We start from the raw sequence: 13,471 nt of genomic DNA, 5'->3' as shown, positions 1-13,471 counted from the left end.
CATTTTTCAATTGATTATTTCTTGGTCTTATCTTCAGCAGACAGCTGAGCACCAAGTTCTTTAATATATTCACGCAATTCGTCTTTAACTTCTGGATGGTTCAAACCATATTCAATGTTGGTTGCGATCCAGCCAAACTTGTTGCCGACGTCATAGCGATCGCCCTTGTATTCATGGGCAAATACCCGCTGCGTCTTGTTCAGCGTGTTGATGGCATCCGTTAATTGGATTTCGTTACCCTTGCCTGGCTTGGTCTTAGCCAAAACGTCAAAGATCTCTGGCGTAAAGACGTAACGGCCAATGATTGCCAGATTGCTTGGCGCATCTTTTGGATCTGGTTTTTCAACAAAGTTCGTGACGTTGAACAGCCCTGGCTTAACTTCCTTGCTTGGGTTAATCACACCATACTTAGAGGTATCTTCATGTGGCACGCGCATTACGGCCAGCGTTGAAGCACCTGTTTCGTGATAGCTGTCGATCAGCTCTTTAGTCAATGGCGTTCCGTTGTTGTTGATGTTGTTTAAGTCGTCACCAAGCATCACGACGAATGGTTCATCACCGATAAAGTCGCGCGCCGTCAAAACAGCATCTCCCAAACCACGTGGGTGAGATTGACGAATAAAGTAAATGTTGATGTCGGTGGTTTCTTGTACCAGCTTCAGCATCTCGTCCTTATGCTTGTCGCGCAAGTTGTCTTCCAGCTCTGGGTTGGAATCAAAGTGATCTTCAATCGAGCGCTTGTTTTTGCCATCAACGACAACAATATCTTGAATGCCTGACTTGCGAGCTTCTTCAACAATAAATTGAATCGTTGGCTTATCAACGATTGGCAGCATTTCCTTGGCTAAGGCCTTGGTAGCCGGTAAAAACCGCGTTCCCAGACCGGCTGCAGGAATAATTGCTTTACGAACTTGTTTCATTATCAAAAAATCCTTTCAGCTTCATAGCAGAATAGTTACACGCTTACATTCTACCATACTTATGGCAGATTATTCCATTTCAGATGTGGCCTTTCGACTCATCAGATTGGTAATCGCCGTTTCAATATCTTCGCCTTCATAAAGCACCCGGTAAAGCGCTTCGGTAATCGGCATCTTGACATTACGTTTTTGAGCCAATTCATAGGCAGCCTTAGCCGTATAGATTCCTTCGATAACCATTCCCATATTGCTAATGACATCCTCCAACTGGCGGCCTTGCCCCAGTTGATAGCCAGCCCGCCAGTTGCGTGAGTTTTTGCTGGTTGCTGTAACCACTAGGTCGCCGACCCCAGAAAGACCAATAAACGTGAATGGATTAGCACCAAATGCCACGCCCAGGCGCCGAATCTCTGCCAGACCACGCGTAATCAGCGCGGCCCGGGCGTTATCCTTATAGCCCAGCCCCTGCAGTGCACCAGCACCGATTGCGATAATATTCTTTAAGGCCCCGCCAAATTCAGCACCGATGACGTCATCATTGGTGTAGACTCGGAAAAAGTTATTGGAGAACAGTTTTTGAACACGCTCAGCAGCCGTCAGATTGGCGCAAGCTGCGGTAACTGCCGTCATATCTTGGATCGCAACGTCTTCAGCATGACTTGGTCCAGAAAGAACGACAATGTCTTGGCGATGGTCCTCATCGATTTCCTCAGCTAACATTTGAGAAGGCCGCTTATAGGTTTCTTGTTCCAAACCCTTGGTAGCGTGAATCAAAAGCGGTTTTTGATCCAGCTTAACCAAGATTTTATTTAGATTACCGGCAACCTCACGCAATCCTTTAGTTGGAATGACCATTAAGATGTATTCAGCATCGCGAACGGCTTCTTCCATATCGTCAGTTGCCTTTAGATCTGGTGAGTACTTAAAGTCTTTCATGTATTGAGGATTGATGTGCCAGCGATTCATCGTGACTACCTGTTCTGAATCGCGTGACCACAGCATGACCTCTTCATTATTGCCAACTAAAAGATTTGCCAGAACACTGCCCCAAGATCCAGCACCTAAAACAGCAATTTTGTTACTCATTTATTTTTCTCCTTTCAACGATGCGGCATACCATGGTAATTGTTTTAAATGGCGCCGCGCTATCCAAACCGTTAATGCGCCGATAAAAAGGACTGCCGATAAAACCTGTGAAATTCGCAAAGGTCCCAGCATTAAGCTGTCCGTGCGCATTCCTTCAATAAAGAATCTGCCAAATGCATACCACATGACGTAGGTTAAAAAGATTTCGCCCTGCTTGAACAGATGCGGACGATGGCGCAGACTTACCAATAGCAAAAAGCCTGCCAGATCCCATAGCGATTCATATAAAAACGTTGGCACGCGATAATGGCCGCCAATATACATCTGATTGATGATAAAGGCTGGCAGATGCTGAGCTTTTAATGCTGCCAGAGTTGTAATTTTCCCAAATGCCTCTTGATTGAAAAAATTCCCCCAGCGTCCCATCGCCTGTGCCATGATAACAGTTGGTGCAATAATGTCCAACAGCGTCCAGGCTGATACCTTCCTGGCACGACAAAAGAAGTACAGCGTCAAAAAGCCGCCTAAAATCGCACCATAGATGGCAATGCCTCCATCCCAGATGGCAATAATCTCGCTAGGAAACTTAGAATAATACGACCACTGAAATGCAACATAATAGATGCGGGCACAGATCACGGCAATCGGCAGCGCCCATAAAAGATAGTCGTAAAAATATTCTTCATCAATTCCTTTACGATTGCCCTCGCGAATTGAAAGCCACAATGCAAGAACGACACCAGCTGCAATAATGATACCATACCAGTGAACCTTAATTGCTCCCAACTGAAAGGCAATTGGATCCAAGCTTAAGAGCGTATTAATCATGCTCATTTTCTTGCTTTTGCTCCTTTGCCTGCGTATCGTGGGCTGAGTTTTGCTGAATCAAGCGGTTTAAGTTGTCATCAAAGGTTTTGGTAGCATCGTACCCCATCGTTTCAGCCCGGTAGTTCATTGCGGCCGATTCGATAATGATGGCCAGATTCCGTCCTGTCTTAACTGGTACGGAAACCTTAGGAATAATCACTCCTTGAATCGTCTGTGTATCGCCACGATCGCCAAGCCGATCAAACTGAGCATCCGGTGTCCAGGTTTCTAGATGAACGATAAAGTCGATCACGTCGCTTTCCATAATCGCCCCAGCACCATACAGGTTCATCACATCAATGATCCCGATGCCGCGAATTTCCATTAAGTGATCAAGAATGGCCGGTGCTGAGCCAACCAGCGTCTGTTCGTCTCTGGCATAGACTTCAACCCGATCATCAGCGACTAGGCGATGCCCACGCCGCACCAGCTCCAAGGCCGTTTCTGATTTACCGACCCCAGAATCACCGGTAATCAAGACCCCAATTCCGTTGATGTCAACCAAGACCCCATGCAGCGACTGGCGCTTGGCCAGACAGCCCACCAGATAAGAAGTCATGTTGCTTAGAATCCGTGACGAGGTCAAATGCGTGCCTAAAATCGGAATATGGGCGGCTTCAGCAGCTTTTGACAGTTCAATTGGAATTGGCAGATCTGTCGAGATTACAAAACATGGCGTCTGTGGCATACACATCTTGGTCATGTATTCAGTCCGATGCGCCTGCGTCATATCTTTGGCAAATGAGGTTTCCGTAATTCCCAGCAACTGAATACGTTCAGCCGGATAATGGGTAAAGTAGCCGGCAAATTCTAGTGCAGGCCGGCAGATATCACTGGTGACGATTGGACGCTGCAGATAGTCTTCACCTTGCAGCACTTTAAGTCGGACGTTTTTGACCAACTCTTCAACAGTTACGCTTTCTGGCATTTTTTTCACTTCCCAATAATTAACGTTCTACAAAGTGGTTGGCAATAATCGTATTGCATACTGACATAATCAAGGCAATCAGCATGGCCGACCCCAGCGATGAAAAGTAGAATCCGGTCTTGCCAACAACGCTGGAGGTCAAAATCAACATAAAGCCATTAATCACAATACTGAAAAGTCCCAGCGTCAAAACGTTGATTGGCAAAGAGATCAGCAGCAAGAATGGTTTTACCAGAGCATTCAAGACCGCTAAAACCAAACTGGCCAACAATGCTACGCCAACGCTGGAAACGTAAAACATGCCGGTCTGGGCAAAAAGGCCGGCCAAGGCAATAAACAAAACGGCATCAATCAAAACACTCTTGAAAAAGCCCATTAATCTTTCCTTCCTGATTTAACGTCATGTTCTTCAACATCATGCAGTACTCGCCGCGACTTCTGCTTGTGTTCAGGAGCCTTGGCACGATTCAGCCAATCAAAGAGATTGAAAGGTTGTGGATCTGCCGGCATGATAACTGCCATCAGCAGATAGATCAAAACTCCGGGAACGATTGAGGTCAGAATCGTCAAAACCGCATAGCCGATTCGCAGCCATTTTGGATTGATCTTAAAATACTGGCCCAAGCCGCCAAACACACCGGCAAGATAGCGGTCGCTTGCCGAACGAGTCAGCCGCCGCTTTTGTTTGTAACGCTGTTCTCTGGTCAAGATTTTTCCTTCCTTTCTTTATCTATCTTACTTTGTTTTCGCTTTCGTCACAATCTGCTTTAATGCGGATTCTTTTTGCTCAATTTCCACTGCAGGTAGGAATTGATAAATGGATCCAGGTTGCCATCCATCACACCTTGCACGTCATGAGTCTCATAGCCGCTGCGGTTGTCTTTGACCATCGTGTACGGCTGAAAGACATAAGAGCGAATCTGAGAGCCCCAGCCAATATCCAGCTGCACGCCTTCAATCTCAGCGCGCTGCTTAGCCTGCTTTTCTTCTTCCAATTCATAAAGCTTGGATTTCAGCATACTCATGGCCGTCTGCCGGTTTTGCAGCTGCGAACGCTCAGCCTGTGAGGCAACTACGATCCCAGTCGGCAGGTGCGTAATCCGGACAGCTGATTCGGTCTTGTTGATGTGCTGACCACCGGCTCCCGATGAACGGAAGGTGTCAACGCGCAGATCGGATGGATCAATATCGATCTGCACGCTATCGTCCAGCTCCGGCATAACATCGACACTGGCAAATGAAGTGTGACGACGCTTAGCCGCATCAAACGGCGAGATTCTTACCAACCGATGCACGCCTTTTTCACTGCGCAGCATTCCATAGGCATTACGACCTTTGATCAGCAGACTGACGCTTTTAATCCCGGCTTCTTCACCAGCTTCATAGTTGGCCGTCTCCACGACAAATCCATGCCGCTCTGCCCAGCGCACATACATTCTGAGCAGCATTGCTCCCCAGTCTTGCGCTTCGGTACCACCAGCGCCGGGATGGATTTCCAAAATTGCATTCTTATCGTCATATGGTCCATCCAGCAGCTGCGTCAAGCGATACTCCTGCAGCTCTTTTTGCGTTGTCGCGTAGTCAAGCTCAAACTCTGACTGCAGCTCATCATCGACATCTTCGCTCAGCAGCTCAAGCGTTGTCTGCAGATTCTCCAGCCGTTCTTTTAAATGGACGTAGGTGTCGCGTTTGGCCTTTAAATCGTTGTTCTCATTAATGACTTTTTGCGCGGTTTCGTTGTCATTCCAAAAGTTCGGATCTGTCATCCGGTGCTCGTTTTCGGCGATGCTCTCGTTTAAGGCATCCAGGTCAAAGAGACCTCCCGAAGCGTGCAACCTCAGCCTGCATTGCTTCTAAATTTTTCTTGGCTTCACTTAGTTCCAAAGTGATTCATCCTTTCAATAATCAAAAATACGACAGCGGTACCGTGCCTGGCGCCTTGCTGCCGTACCTGTTTGGTTTTATCGTTCAACGTTGTGTCTGATTTCCGACTTCATGAAAAGACGCGTTGTTTCATATTCAATATCGGCAATCATCTGTTCAAACATATGGTAGCCAGCGGTCTGATACTCGACCAGCGGATTAAGTTGACCATAGCCCCGCAGCCCGACCGACTGACGGAACTGATCCATTACGTCAATGTGATCAGTCCAATGAGAATCCACGACCCGCAAGATAACGACCTTTTCAAATTCAAGCATCTGAGCTGGATCGTAAAGCTGACGCTGCTTGTCTTTGTAAACGCCATTGGCCAGACTCATCAAGTACTTGACGATTTCTGCTTGCGATTTGCCCTGCAGATCTTTGACACTGATCTGATCTGGCTTTACCAGCGTTTCAACGGCAAAGTCAACGATTTCTTGCAGTTTCCAGTCTTTTTGATCACCAAGCGTGTGCTGATCAACCTCACGCTGAATCGTTCGCTCAACCATTGGCATCAGGACCCACTTCAGGGACTTTTCCTCAGTAATGACCTGCTGGCGCTCCTTATAGATGATCTCACGCTGCTCTCTCATCACGTCATCATATTGCAAAACGTTCTTTCGTGAGTCGTAGTTGTTACCTTCAACCCGCTTTTGAGCTGATTCAACCTGCCGCGTCAAAAAACGACTCTTAATCACGGCATCTTCGTCTTCAACCTTCATCCGTTCCAAGAAGGCCTTGATTCGATCACCACCAAAGCGACGCATCAAGTCGTCTTCCAGTGACAGATAGAACTGCGAGATCCCCGGGTCACCCTGGCGTCCGGAGCGTCCCCGCAGCTGGTTGTCAATCCGGCGACTTTCATGACGCTCAGTCCCGATAACCGCCAAACCACCCAGTTCACGTACGCCGGGTCCCAGCTTGATGTCAGTTCCTCGACCGGCCATGTTGGTAGCGATGGTAACCGCCCCAACCTGACCGGCATTTTTAATAATGTCGGCTTCCTTAGCGTGATTTTTAGCGTTTAAGACCACGTGCGGAATGTTTTCTTTGTCCAGCATTGCTGACAGATATTCCGACGTTTCCACTGCAACCGTCCCGACCAAGACTGGCTGTCCTTTTTCATGCAGGGCCTTGATTCGCTTGACGACAGCCTTAAACTTGCTTTCTAGCGTTGGATAGAGCAGATCTGGCTCATCAATCCGCGCAACGGGACGGTTGGTCGGAATCGAGATGGTTTCCATGTTGTAGATTTCACGAAATTCTTCCTGCTCAGTCTTAGCCGTCCCCGTCATCCCGGCAAGCTTTTTGTACATCCGGAACAGGTTTTGGTAGGTGATGTTGGCCATCGTCTTGTTTTCTTCTTGAATCGGCACGTGCTCTTTGGCTTCAATTGCCTGATGCAGGCCATCTGAAAAACGCCGCCCCTGCATGATCCGCCCAGTAAACGAGTCAACGATCAAAACTTCTTTATCCTTAGAGACCACGTAATCCTTGTCGCGCAACATGATGTAGTTGGCCCGCAATGCTTGATCCAGATGGTGCGTCAAAGCCGTGTTCTCTGGATTGTAGAGGTTGTCCAGATTAAAGTATTTATCAGCTTTCTTGATTCCTTCATCAGTCAGCGAAACCGTCTTGGATTCCAGATCTATCTTGTAGTCAACGTCTTTTTTCAGCTTTTTGACGAAACGGTCGGTCTGCTGATAAAGCTTCGACGTTCCCGTACCTGGCCCGGAAATAATCAGTGGCGTCCGTGCCTCATCAATCAAAATTGAGTCAACCTCATCGACAATGGCAAAGTTCAAGCCGCGCTGCACTTGATCTTCTTTATAAACGGCCATGTTGTCACGCAGATAGTCGAAACCAATCTCACTGTTGGTTGAGTACATGATATCGCATTGGTAGGCTTTGCGCTTTTCATCAGGGTCCATCTCAGAGTTGTTGACGCCAACTGAGCAACCCAGCCAGTTATACAGCTGCCCCATTTCCGTCGCGTCACGCTTGGAAAGATATTCATTAACGGTGATGACGTGCACCCCTTCGCCAGAGATTGCGTTGAGGTAGACCGGCATCGTCGCCGTCAGAGTTTTACCTTCACCAGTCTTCATTTCCGCAATATTGCCTTCGTGAAGAACGATTCCCCCCATGATCTGGACGTGAAAAGGGTACAGTCCCAAAACTCGTTTGGCAGCCTCTCGAGCAACCGCAAAGGCTTCTGGCAGCATATCGTCAAGCGATTCGCCTTTTTGATAGCGTTCTCTAAATTCCGGCGTCTTGGCCTGCAGCTGTTCATCCGTCAGCTTGCTCATTTGATCGGCGTAGCTTTCCACCCGATTGGCAATCTTATCAATCCGGCGCAATTCTCGTCGATCGCTTTCAATCCACTTTTTCAGTACGTTCGCCATTAAGCGTCATTTCCTCCATTACAATGATTCTAAAAAGTTAAATCATCAGGTGCGATCTAACCCATTATCATTTTATTTTCATATTTCCCATTTTAACATGGAACAAGCGACATGAACATGAAACTGTTCAACCAGGCCTTATCCAATGAAGAACTCAAAAGCAAATAAAAAAGGAACGGCTAAAAATGCCATTCCTTTCCGCTGTTTACGGACTAGTTGATTTCAATCAGACCGTAGCGACCATCCTTACGACGGTATACAACGCTGGTGCCATTGGTTTCAGCGTCTTCAAAGACAAAGAAGTCATGTCCCAGCATGTCCATTTGTAAGACAGCTTCTTCTGGGTCCATTGGCTTCAAGGAGATTTGCTTGGTCCGTACGATCTTTAAGTCATCACTGACTGGTTCGTCTTCGACATCAGGTACAAAGTCCATGTTCTTGTAGCCCTTTTCACGGGACTTACGGTTAACCTTGGTCTTGTACTTACGGATTTGACGTTCCAGTTTGTCGGTAACCAAGTCAATGCTGCCGTACATGTCGCTGGAAGTTTCTTCCGCCCGCAGCGTTAAGTATGGGAGCGGAATCGTTACTTCAACTTTGAAAGTCTTGTTAGGGTAGACCTTCAGATTAACGTGCGCGTTTGCCTCAACGTTATCTTCGAAGAACTTTTCCAGTTTGCTGATCCGCTTGATGACATAGTCGCGAATCGATTCGGTAACTTCGACGTTTTCACCACGAATATTGAATTTTAGCATTGCACTTCTCTGTTATCCAAATACTGACGCTTACGTGATCTGCTCACGTTCACTGCGTTTGCCACTAACGACTGATTTTGCCTGTCAATGACTCCTAAGACGACTGCTCTTGCCTCAAGCAGCTGTCTACGGCGATAGCCTCTGCCGCAACTATTTCAAAATGGCTTGGTTGCTTGCGCCATTTATTTGCTATTACGCAATGTTCGCCAGATTTGCCAACAGATATTCATCTCCTTCCAGTCCAAGCAAAAAAGCTTGTTCTGATTGATATCAGAAGGACCACTCTTCTCATATCCTATCTCTATTATAGATGAATTTGCTCTAATAGACAAATTCATTTTGTAATCGTTTACAGAATCTTAACTGGCTAACGTTGCACTGATAACGTTCTGACAGTCGGCCTGGCGACACAGCACGGCAGCATGGTACAGCGTGCGGCCAGTAGTATAGACGTCATCAACCAGTAAAACCCGCTGATGAGCGATTTTTTGCGGATTTGTCAATTCAAAAATCTGTGGTGTTTTTAGACGTTCCTCCCGTGTTTTGGCTGATTGTGTCTGTTTATTATCCGAAATCGTTTTTAAGGCCTCAGTATAAGGCAGCGTCAGCAGCGCGGTTGTCTGATTAAAGCCACGCGTTTTCCAGGTATGCGGTGAGATTGGAATCGGCACTAAGACATCATACGCAAACTCCTGCAGAAAATGATTAAACGCCTCTTGAAAAACGAAACGCAGGCCGTAGTCGCCTTGAAACTTAAATTTTTTCATATATTCACGCATCAGCTCGTTATAGACATACAGACTGTGATTGCTCAGCAGCCAGCCATATTGACGCTGCCATTGCCGGCATTCCCAACAGACTGATTCCATCGGCGCCAGCATTCGGCCACACCCAGGACAGGGCCGCGCGTTTGACCGCAATAAAAGATGGCTGCAGCACTGCGGGCAGATGCGCGAATCAGGCAGTTTTCCAGGCAGCAGCAGCTGTTTCAAAGTCGGACGGCTTTCAATCGTCGCACCGCAAAGCAGACATTTTAGCAAGTAAACGCGCCCCCTTTTGGTTCATATAGGCAATCTGACGCAGCGCTTCACGAACGCGCCGACTCATTGCGCCCACGAAAAAGCAAACGGTGCCGGTCGGACGTTCTTTGGCGCGGCCAGCGCGGCCAGCCATCTGAACCAGCGCCGATGCGGAAAACACTTCATCATCAGCGCCTAGGATCATCACGTCAATTCCCGGAAACGTAACGCCCCGCTCTAAAATCGAGGTAGTCACCAAAAAAAGATATTTTTGCTCACGCATTGCCTGAACCTTTTCCTGACGCAGAAGATCGCTGGCATGAACCGTCGCGAATTGGCTCGTTGCCAAGTCGTTTTGCAGGGCCGTTTTAATCATCGGCAGATCCTTAACATGCGGCACAAAGAGCAAAAAACGCCGATGAGCTTTAATCTCATGCAAAAGCACCTGTTTGACTCTGATTGGCAGATGCCCCGCCTGCAGCTGACGGCGCCAGTTTATCACCAGACTGACTTTAGGCATTGGCAGTAGATGCCCATGATAGCGTAAAGGCAGATAACTGACGGCTAATTGCCCTTTGCTAACCGCATTTAATAATTCTCGTCCGGGCGTTGCCGTTAAAAAGATCATGCCGCCATTTGGCTTGATGGCGTTATGAGCTGCCCAAAACAGCCGTGGATTGGCAGCAAACGGAAATGCATCGACCTCGTCAATGACTAGGTTGTCAAAGGCATGATAAAAGCGCAGCAGCTGGTGGGTGGTACAAACAGTCAGCTGCCGGTAGCGATAGGCTTCTTTGGCATGGCCGTATAACAGTGCAATCTTACAGTTTTGAAAAGCCTTGTTCAAACGAGGATAAATCTCCAGACAAACATCAACTCGCGGCGAGGCCCAGGCAATTCGCTCGCCTGATTGCAGACGATCAGCCAAGCCTTTAAACATCATTTCCGTCTTACCGGCACCCGTCACCGCCCATATCAAACGCTTTTCATGCTGCTGCATGCTCAGCGTTACCGTTTCAGCAACTTCAGACTGCAGTGGCGACAGTTTTCCTTGCCAAATCAGCTGCGGATATGGTGCACCAAATTGATTTGGCTCGGCAACATGGTAAAATTTACTCAATGTATCAACTCGTCCCAGATTCAAACAAACTGGACAATAATACTCATGCTTTGGCAATGCGGCATCCGCCAACTTGTTTTTGGCACCACATCGCTGACAGACAGCCGTATTTTTGGTAATCTTCATCGTTGGTAAAATCTCAATTTTAGCTGATGGCTTACTTGGCATGTCGACGATTGGCACCAGGACTCGTCGGCCAAAATAGTCTTCTATCATTTTAAAGCCCCCTTAAGATACCATATGCCAAATTGCTTGGATCCAAATCAAATTAATAAAGAGGAATTTTTATGACCACGCCATTTTTAACCATTGCTCAAGACTCAACCAATGAAATCATCATCAAAAAGTCTCGCTTCATCTGCAGCCTGTTTCGCGTTGAGTCAGAAGAACAGGCCCAAGCAGCGATTACCAAGATCAATAAGCTGCATCGCAAGGCTACCCACAACTGCTTTGCCTACCTGATCGGCGACCATGACCAGATTCAAAGAGAAAGCGACAATGGCGAGCCAAGCGGAACGGCCGGCGTACCAATGCTGGAGGCGCTCAAGGCCAACCAGCTGCATAACGTCTTGGCAGTGGTAACGCGCTACTTTGGCGGCATTAAGCTGGGTGCTGGCGGCTTGATTCGGGCCTACAGCAATTCAGTCTCCCAGGCCATCGAACAGGCCGGTTTGGTTCAGCGCGTTGAGCAGGCGATTTTAAAGATCGATGTCGCCTATCCGCAACATGACTCGCTGCTCTACTATTTAAAACAGGCAAACTTGGAAATCGCCGAAGAAGAATACGGCGCTAGCGTAATCGTCAGTGTCTATGTTGACGAATCCCAGATTGAAGAACAGCTGAATCAACTGACCGAGCGTTTTAACGGCCAGCTGACAATCAAAAAGGGACCGACTCGCATTCATGAGCTGCCCTATCAAAAACATTAATTGCAAAACAGCCTTGCCAGCATGGAATTTTCCACTGACAAGGCCGTTTTAGTTTAGATGGTTGGCTTAGTTTGCTTTGGGAACAGATTTAAAGTAACTCAGCCATACGATCAGTCCAAAAATCAGCAGCATAATAAATGCATGCTGGGTTCCAATTGCCGTGGCATTGGCAGTCCCAATCCGCAGCTGATTCTGACTTTGAGCCACCACCATCGCTGAAAGCGAAGTCCCCATCGCACCGGCAAACTGCTGCAGCGTGTTCATAATAGCATTACCCTGCGTTCGTTCATCAAATGGCAGTGTGTTCAAGGCACTGGTCATGACGCAGCCCATGCAGAGCCCCATGCCGCCCATATAAAAAATATAGATCAGCATAATGAATGAATTATCCAACTGACGACTAAAGACTGTAAACAGCGTCAATGAGAGTACGCAGCTGGCAAAACCGGCCAGAATCGGCTTGCGCGGTCCATACTTATCCAGCATGCGACCGCCAAATGGGCCAAAAAACGCGCCGACGAATCCAGCTGGCAAGACCAGCACTCCAGCCAGCAGAGCTGAATTGCCATTGACCAATTGAATATAGTTAGGCAATAAAAAGGCAAAGCCCAGCGAAATGATCTGCGTTAAGAAAAAGCCCAGCACATGACCAGAAAAAGCATGGTTCTTAAACAGGTTCAGATTCAAGATCGGCGTTTTAATTCTAAGCGAACGAACAATCAAGATAATCATGCCAAGCAGGCCAAACGATAGCGAGCCGCCAACCTGCCAGCTAAACAGCCTACCACTGCTAAGGTTACTGAAACCAAAAACCAAGCCGGCAAACATCATGACAATGCCAGCAAAACTGATACCATCAATTTTTTGACGCTGAATCGCTGATTTTTGCTGAATACCCCAGATTCCCAGTCCCAATGAGACCAGCAGCAATGGCAGCAAAAGGTAAAAGACCCAGCGCCAGCCCAGACTGCTGACGATGATTCCGCCAAAAGTTGGTCCAATTGCCGGCGCGATCCCAGTAATCATATTGGTCAGTCCCATCATAAAGCCAATCCTGCTTTGCGGCACCTGTTCCAGTATGATATTAAACATCAACGGCAGGGCAATCCCAGTCCCAATCCCTTGAATGGCTCGCCCTATCAGCAGAAATGCAAAATTACCCGCTAAGGCATCAATCAAGGCTCCACCAATAAAAAAAAGGTTGGCACATAAAAACAGGCTTTTGGTTGTAAAAGACTGCTTCAAGACTGCCGATAGCGGTACGATGATTGCTACGATCAAAAGATAGATCGAGGTCATCCATTGAACCGTACTTGTTGTAATCCTAAATTCATTCATTAAAGTGGGGAAGGTGATATTCATTGCCGTTTCCACGATCACACCACTAAACGACATCAACCCCGTTGCCAAGATGGCCGCGTAGACTCGTTTATTGATTTTTTCCGTTTGTTTCACTAACATCACTCTTTTCCTGCAGATATTTAAATGTCAAAATAAAATCATAAACTCAACATTTAAA

General features: G+C 47.3%; 13 protein-coding genes. 1 reads left to right on the top strand and 12 read right to left on the bottom strand.

Features of this window, described 5'->3' with window-relative positions:
• Positions 1-14 precede the first annotated feature (14 nt).
• The 11 genes from galU to ACLUWI_RS09455 form a co-directional block, all read right to left on the bottom strand.
• Positions 15-920: a UTP--glucose-1-phosphate uridylyltransferase GalU gene (gene galU, locus ACLUWI_RS09505; RefSeq protein ID WP_412147122.1), complete on the bottom strand. Its 906-nt coding sequence runs from the start codon at positions 918-920 to the stop codon at positions 15-17.
• Positions 921-989: 69 nt separating this feature from the next.
• A complete protein-coding gene (locus tag ACLUWI_RS09500; protein ID WP_033934327.1) occupies positions 990-2,006 on the bottom strand; it encodes an NAD(P)H-dependent glycerol-3-phosphate dehydrogenase in 1,017 nt (338 codons plus the stop codon).
• Positions 2,007-2,834 (bottom strand): prolipoprotein diacylglyceryl transferase, encoded by an 828-nt coding sequence (gene lgt / locus ACLUWI_RS09495; RefSeq protein ID WP_412147123.1) that lies wholly within the window; start codon positions 2,832-2,834, stop codon positions 2,007-2,009.
• Positions 2,827-3,801, bottom strand: a complete 975-nt coding sequence (hprK, locus tag ACLUWI_RS09490) for an HPr(Ser) kinase/phosphatase (protein ID WP_412147121.1) — start codon at positions 3,799-3,801, stop codon at positions 2,827-2,829. The genes lgt and hprK overlap by 8 nt, the downstream gene beginning before the upstream one ends.
• 19 nt (positions 3,802-3,820) lie before the next feature.
• A complete protein-coding gene (locus ACLUWI_RS09485) occupies positions 3,821-4,177 on the bottom strand; it encodes a phage holin family protein (protein WP_412147120.1) in 357 nt (118 codons plus the stop codon).
• A complete protein-coding gene (locus tag ACLUWI_RS09480; RefSeq protein ID WP_412147119.1) occupies positions 4,177-4,509 on the bottom strand; it encodes a PspC domain-containing protein in 333 nt (110 codons plus the stop codon). The genes ACLUWI_RS09485 and ACLUWI_RS09480 overlap by 1 nt, the downstream gene beginning before the upstream one ends.
• 59 nt (positions 4,510-4,568) lie before the next feature.
• A protein-coding gene (gene prfB / locus ACLUWI_RS09475) for a peptide chain release factor 2 (RefSeq protein WP_412147118.1) occupies positions 4,569-5,685 on the bottom strand; the annotation gives its coding sequence in 2 pieces (ribosomal slippage) (positions 4,569-5,624 and positions 5,626-5,685; 1,116 coding nt in all).
• Between the two features lie 77 nt (positions 5,686-5,762).
• Complete coding sequence (secA, locus tag ACLUWI_RS09470) at positions 5,763-8,129, bottom strand: preprotein translocase subunit SecA (protein ID WP_074504533.1); 2,367 nt, start codon at positions 8,127-8,129, stop codon at positions 5,763-5,765.
• A 212-nt stretch (positions 8,130-8,341) separates the two neighbouring features.
• Positions 8,342-8,884: a ribosome hibernation-promoting factor, HPF/YfiA family gene (hpf, locus tag ACLUWI_RS09465; RefSeq protein WP_006500424.1), complete on the bottom strand. Its 543-nt coding sequence runs from the start codon at positions 8,882-8,884 to the stop codon at positions 8,342-8,344.
• Positions 8,885-9,243: 359 nt separating this feature from the next.
• Positions 9,244-9,924: a ComF family protein gene (locus ACLUWI_RS09460; RefSeq protein WP_412147117.1), complete on the bottom strand. Its 681-nt coding sequence runs from the start codon at positions 9,922-9,924 to the stop codon at positions 9,244-9,246.
• Entirely contained in the window at positions 9,890-11,239 is a 1,350-nt protein-coding gene (locus ACLUWI_RS09455; RefSeq protein WP_412147116.1) for a DEAD/DEAH box helicase, read from the bottom strand. Before ACLUWI_RS09455 ends, ACLUWI_RS09460 begins: the two co-directional genes overlap by 35 nt.
• 71 nt (positions 11,240-11,310) lie before the next feature.
• On the opposite strand from ACLUWI_RS09455, the gene ACLUWI_RS09450 reads away from it, so the two are divergent.
• Positions 11,311-11,952, top strand: a complete 642-nt coding sequence (locus ACLUWI_RS09450; RefSeq protein ID WP_412147115.1) for a YigZ family protein — start codon at positions 11,311-11,313, stop codon at positions 11,950-11,952.
• A 66-nt stretch (positions 11,953-12,018) separates the two neighbouring features.
• Here the strand turns inward: ACLUWI_RS09450 and ACLUWI_RS09445 are convergent, their stop codons facing one another.
• Positions 12,019-13,413, bottom strand: a complete 1,395-nt coding sequence (locus tag ACLUWI_RS09445; protein ID WP_412147114.1) for a DHA2 family efflux MFS transporter permease subunit — start codon at positions 13,411-13,413, stop codon at positions 12,019-12,021.
• Positions 13,414-13,471 lie beyond the last annotated feature (58 nt).

Source organism: Limosilactobacillus mucosae, assembly GCF_046939755.1.
GTDB classification, from domain to species: Bacteria; Bacillota; Bacilli; order Lactobacillales; family Lactobacillaceae; genus Limosilactobacillus; species Limosilactobacillus mucosae_A.
This window is presented reverse-complemented; position numbering and strand designations above follow the sequence as displayed.